This window comes from Streptomyces sp. SM1, from assembly GCF_002910825.1.
Classification (GTDB): domain Bacteria; phylum Actinomycetota; class Actinomycetes; order Streptomycetales; family Streptomycetaceae; genus Streptomyces; species Streptomyces okerensis.
Genome location: NZ_NEUB01000566.1, coordinates 1 through 6,091 on the forward strand (window position 1 = coordinate 1; position 6,091 = coordinate 6,091).

Annotated in this window: 4 protein-coding genes; all 4 read left to right on the forward strand. The window is 70.3% G+C overall.

The features are described from left to right. The first annotated feature begins 416 nt into the window (after window positions 1-416). Complete coding sequence (locus B9S61_RS13775) at window positions 417-1,580, forward strand: mandelate racemase/muconate lactonizing enzyme family protein (RefSeq protein WP_103542518.1); 1,164 nt, start codon at window positions 417-419, stop codon at window positions 1,578-1,580. Continuing rightward, window positions 1,577-3,415, forward strand: coding sequence for a multiple monosaccharide ABC transporter permease (gene mmsB, locus B9S61_RS13780; RefSeq protein WP_103542519.1), 1,839 nt, complete (start codon window positions 1,577-1,579; stop codon window positions 3,413-3,415). Before B9S61_RS13775 ends, mmsB begins: the two co-directional genes overlap by 4 nt. A 52-nt stretch (window positions 3,416-3,467) precedes the next feature. Beyond that, window positions 3,468-4,628: an aldose epimerase family protein gene (locus B9S61_RS13785; protein WP_103542520.1), complete on the forward strand. Its 1,161-nt coding sequence runs from the start codon at window positions 3,468-3,470 to the stop codon at window positions 4,626-4,628. 157 nt (window positions 4,629-4,785) lie between these two features. Further along, window positions 4,786-6,091 (forward strand): histidinol-phosphate transaminase (locus tag B9S61_RS13790; RefSeq protein WP_103542521.1); only part of this gene is annotated, 1,306 nt, incomplete at its 3' end.

Below are 6,091 nucleotides of genomic sequence, written 5' to 3' on the forward strand. Positions count from 1 at the left end.
CCTGCTCGCCGTACCGCTCGTCCGGACGGTCGCCGTGCTCCTCGCCGCTCTCACCCGCCCGGTCGGGGCCGGCCGCAGCGGCATCGGCACGTCCGGCGCCCTCCGCCCCGCCCTCGTCCCCCGAGGGACCGGCCGGCTCCTGCGGCCGCCGGGCGCGGATCGTCTCGAAAGTCCATGACGCGGGAAGGTTAGATTCCGCTCCGCTCCGCTTCATAGGGCTTGCTGTGAAGGTTTGGTGCGGACCAACGCCCATAGGTTTCGAAACTGCCGAAACCGTTGTGCGCGTGACCCATTGACACCCCGCCAACCCGTCCTCAGTGCCACGCCAGCATTTCGAACGCGTGACGAAATATCGAACACGTCGAACCACAGGCTCCGATGACAGGGTCCACAACAGCAGCGAGGGGCGAACTGCCGTGCGCATCACCGGAATCAGCACACACGTGGTCGGGACGCCGTGGCGCAACCTGACGTACGTCCAGGTGCACACCGACGAGGGGATCACCGGAGTCGGCGAGACCAGGATGCTGGGCCACACCGACGCCCTGCTGGGCTACCTGAAGGAAGCCGAGGTCAACCACATTCTCGGCTCCGACCCGTTCGCTGTCGAGGACCTCGTCCGCCGGATGAAGTACGGCGACTACGGCCACGCCGGCGAGATCGTGATGTCCGGTATCGCCGTCGTCGAGACGGCGTGCTGGGACATCAAGGGCAAGGCCCTCGGCGTCCCCGTCTGGCAGCTGCTCGGCGGCAGGGTCACCGACAAGGTGAAGGCGTACGCCAACGGCTGGTACACCACGGAGCGCACCCCGGAGGCCTACCACGAGGCCGCGCGGACGGTGATGGAGCGCGGCTACCGGGCGCTGAAGATCGACCCGTTCGGCACCGGCCACTACGAACTCGACCACCGGCAGAGCCTGTACGCCGTCTCCCTGATCGAGGCGGTGCGTGACGCCATCGGCCCGGACGCCGAGCTGATGCTGGAGATGCACGGCCGCTTCTCCCCCGCCACCGCCCTCCGCATGGCCAGGGAGCTCGCGCCGTTCAAGCCCGCCTGGCTGGAGGAGCCGGTCCCGCCGGAGAACCTCAAGGCGCTGGAGAAGGTGGCCGCGAAGGTCGACATGCCGGTCGCCACCGGCGAACGCATCCACGACCGCATCGAGTTCCGCGAGCTGTTCGAGAGCCAGGCGGTCGACATCCTCCAGCCGGACGTCGGCCACATCGGCGGCATCTGGGAGACCCGCAAGCTCGCCGCGACCGCCGAGACCCACTACATGCTGGTGGCCCCGCACAACGTCGGCGGCCCCGTCCTCACCGCCGCGTCCCTCCAGGTCGGTTTCACCTCCCCGAACTTCAAGATCCTGGAACACTTCAACGACTTCGCGGACGCGGAGATCAAGAAGGTCGTCAAGGGCGCGCCCCAGGTGAACCCGGAGGACGGCTGCTTCCACCTCTCCGACGCCCCCGGGCTCGGGGTCGAGCTGGACGTCGACGCGGCGGCCGAGTTCCCGCAGCAGCAGGCCCGGTTCGACCTGTGGGCCGAGGGCTGGGAGACACGCAGGCCCAAGGACGCGAAGTGACCGCCGCCGGCCGGCCGCGCACGGCCGCGGGCGGCACCGCCGTCGTCGTCGAGGCACCCGGGGAGCACCGCCTCGTCCCCCACGAGCCGCGCGACCCCGCCCCCGGTGAGGCGCTGGTCGAGGTGCACGCCGCCGGCATCTGCGGCAGTGACCGTGAGGTGTACCAGGGCAACCGGCCCGAGGGGTACGTGCGTTACCCGCTGACGCCGGGCCACGAGTGGTCCGGGACCGTGCGGCGGGTGGGCGCGGGCGTGCCCCGGGCGCTCGTCGGACGCAAGGTCGTCGGCGAGGGGTTCCGCAACTGCCAGGTGTGCGACCGCTGTCACGCCGGTGAGACGACCCTGTGCTCGGCGGGCTACGAGGAGACCGGGTTCACCCAGCCGGGTGCCATGGCCGCCACGCTGACGCTGCCCGCCCGGCTGCTGCACGTCCTCCCGGACGACGCCGATCTGAGCGCGGCCGCGCTGCTGGAGCCGGCCGCCTGCATCGCCGCCGCCGCGCTGAAGGCGAACGCCGTGCCCGGTGAGCGGGTGGCGGTGGTCGGCACCGGCACGCTCGGTATGTTCGCCGTGCAGTTCCTCAGGGCGAACTCGCCCTCCGAGCTGCTGGTCGTCGGCACCCGGGGCGACCGGGAGGCGCTGTCGCGGCAGTACGGGGCGACCGGCTTCCGCACCAAGGACCGCCGGCTCCCGGACGACTTCGACGTGGTGATCGAGACCGCGGGGTCCGCGGACGCGGCCCGCACGGCGGCCTCGCTGCTCCGGCGCGGCGGGCGGCTGCTGCCGCGCAACGTCTCCAACCTGGTGCTGCAGAACAGCTACATCCTGATCCTCGCGATCGGCATGATGCTGGTCATCATCGCCGGCCACATCGACCTGTCGGTCGGATCACTGACGGCGTTCGTCGGGTCGATGGCCGCCGTGTTCATGGTCAGGAACGACATACCCTGGCCGGCCGCGGTGGTGCTGTGCCTGGCGGTGGGCGCCATCGCGGGCTCGATCCAGGGGTGGTTCATCGCCTACGGCGGCATACCGTCGTTCATCGTGACCCTCGCGGGCATGCTGACCTTCCGCGGCCTCACCGAGAACTTCCTGGAGGGCCAGACCCTCGGCCCGTTCCCCAGGGGCCTGCAGAAGGTCGCCAACGGGTTCATGCCCGAGGTCGGGCCGGAGACGAACTACCACAACCTCACCCTGCTTCTCGGCTTCGCGCTGATCGCGCTCGTCCTCCTCCAGGAACTCCGCGACCGCCGGCGCCAGAAGGAGTTCGACCTCGAGGTCCTTCCCACCAAGCTGTTCCTGCTGAAGCTCGTCGCGCTCGCCTCCGCCGTCCTGGTGGTGACGATGCTGCTGGCCAGCTACAAGGGCGCCCCGATCGTGCTGCTGATCCTCGGCGTGCTGCTCGTCGGCTTCGGCTACGTGATGCGCAACGCCGTCATCGGCCGCCACATCTACGCCATCGGCGGCAACCTGCCCGCGGCCAAGCTGTCCGGCGTGCGGGACAAGAGGGTGACCTTCCTGGTCTTCCTGAACATGGGCATGCTCGCGGCCCTGGCGGGCCTGGTCTTCGCCGCCCGCTTCAACGCGGCCTCTCCCAAGGCCGGCCTCAACTTCGAACTCGAGGCGAGCGCCGCCGCGTTCATCGGCGGCGCGTCGATGGCCGGCGGTGTCGGCACCGTACTCGGCGCCGTCATCGGCGGTCTGGTCCTGGGCGTGCTGAACAACGGTATGAACCTCGTCGGCATCGGCACCGACCGGCAGCAGGTCATCAAGGGCATGGTGCTGCTCGCGGCGGTCGGCTTCGGCGTGTGGAACAAGCGCAAGGTCGGTTCGTAAGTCAGCTCGGGCCCCGCCGGACGGCGGGGCCCCTTCCTTTCGGGAGCCGTACATGGAACTGAGCAGACGCACGGTCATCGCAGGAGCCGGAGCGGCGGCGGCCGGGGTGGCCGCCACCACCGCCCTCGGCGGTACGGCACACGCCTCGCCGGGCAGGGGGAAGCCCGCGCGGACCCTCTTCGGCACGCTCGCCGACGGCACCAAGGTGCACAGCTGGTCCCTGTCCAACGGCGGGACCCGGATGAAGGTCCTCTCCTGCGGGGGCATCGTCCAGTCCCTGGAGATCCCCGACCGCCACGGCCGCCGCACCAACGTCTCCCTGGGCTTCGGCACCCTCGGGGAGTACGTCGACTCCAGCCCGTACTTCGGCGCCCTGATCGGCCGCTACGGCAACCGCATCGCCGCCGGCCGCTTCACCCTCGACGGCACCGTCCACCAGCTGGCCGTCAACGACGGCGAGAACAGCCTGCACGGCGGCGGCCGGGGCTTCGACAAGCGGGTCTGGGACGTCGAGCCCTTCACCCGCGGCTCGGACGTCGGACTGCACCTGTACTCCACCTCCGTCGACGGCGAGATGGGCTACCCGGGGACCCTGCGCACGAAGGTCACCCACACCCTCACCCGGGACGGCGACTGGCGCGTCGACTACGAGGCCACCACCGACCGGGCCACCGTCGTCGACCTCACCAGCCACGTCTACTGGAACCTCGCCGACGAGAGCGGCGGCTCGATATACGACCACGAGCTGTCCATCGCCGCCTCCCGCTACACCCCCGTCGACTCCGGGCTGATCCCCACGGGCGAACGGGCGCGGGTCGCGGGCGCCCCCTTCGACTTCCGGCGGACCAAGCCGGTCGGCCGGGATATCCGTGCCGCGCACCAACAGGTGCTGTACGGCCAGGGGTTCGACCACAACTGGGCCCTCGACAAGGGAATCACCCGCCGTCCCGAGCGGGTCGCCGTACTCCGTGATCCGGGCTCCGGCCGGACGCTGAGCATCGCGACCACCGAGCCGGGACTGCAGTTCTACTCCGGCAACTTCCTCGACGGCACCCTCGTCGGCAGCGGCGACCGGGTCTACCGGCAGGGCGACGGGCTGTGCCTGGAGACCCAGCACTTCCCGGACTCACCGAACCAGCCGTCGTTCCCGTCCACCGTGCTGCGGCCGGGCGAGACCTACCGCACGACGACGGTGCACCCGTTCGGGGCATGAGACCAGGTCATGAGCCGCCCTCACATTTTCCACACATGAGCTGAACGGCGGCGTGCCCCGCTCCGTACTCCTGGGTGGCCCGCGCTCCCCCGCGTGGGCCACCCAGGCATGACGGGCCCGCTACGTCCCCGGCGGACCCGCCGTACACGGAGGTTCCATGGCCGACAACGTCACCTCGTTGTTCCGCAGCACCGCGGCGCACAGTCCGTCGATGGCGGCGCTGGCGCGGGAGAGCGACGGGGCCGGCCCGGTGGACTTCTGCATCCCCTGCAATCCGTACTTCCCCACCCCCGCCATGTTCGACGACATGGCGGGCCGGCTGCGCGAGATCATCACGTACTACCCGAGCAGCGCCGACACCATCACCGCCGAGCTGTGCAGTCTGCTCCGGCTGCCGCCGCAGTGCGTCGCGATGGGCAACGGGTCGACGGAACTGATCACCTGGATCGACCACCTCCTGGTCCGCGAGTCCCTCGCCGTCCCCGTCCCCACCTTCGGCCGGTGGACCGACCAGCCCATGGAGACCGGCAAACGGGTCGACATGTTCCCGCTCCAGGAATCCGGCGGATTCGCCCTCGACCTCGCGCAGTACGCGGAGTTCATACGGGCCCGGGGCACCCGGGTGGCGGTGATCTGCAACCCCAACAACCCCGACGGCGGCTTCCTGCACAAGCACGCGGTCGTGCAGTTCATGGACGCGATGGCCGACCTCGACCTGGTGGTGATCGACGAGTCCTTCCTGGAGTTCGCCGACGCGGAGAACGAACCGAGCGTGGTGCAGGAGGCGATGCTGCGGCCCAACGTCATCGTGCTGCGCAGCCTGGGCAAGAACTTCGGCCTGCACGGCATCCGCTTCGGCTACCTGGTCGCCAACCCGGCGCTCGCGGGCAAGGTGCGGGCGATGCTCCCCAAGTGGAACCTCAACTCCTTCGCCGAACACGTGGTGTTCATGCTGAAGGAACACGGTGCCGAGTACGCCCAGAGCCTCCACCAGGTCCGCCGCGACCGGATGGACATGTCCGGCCAGCTCTCCTCGCTGCCCGGCCTGACGGTCTACCCGTCCCAGGGCAACTTCCTCTTCGTGCGCCTCCCCGTGGGCGCCGAGGGAACCGTGGTCCGGGACCGGATGCTCACCGAGCACCGGATCCTGGTCCGTGAGTGCGGCAACAAGATCGGCTCCTCCAGCCGCTTCCTGCGTCTCGTGGTACGCCCCCAGGTGGATGTGCGTCGCCTGGTGTCCGGCCTGGAACAGGTGCTCTACGGGACGTCCAGGAGGGGAGCCGCCGTGCCCGAGCAGGCTTCGGGGACCGGCTACAGCTCGGGCACGGCGGCGGTGGACCGTCTGGTGAGCGAGACCAACGGGTCGGGGATGCGGGGGCTCGCCACCCAGGCCCTCGGCGCCGGTGTCCCGGGGATCGCCCCCGCACCGGCCGCCGGTACCGGCGTGCCGCTCCCCGCCGCCG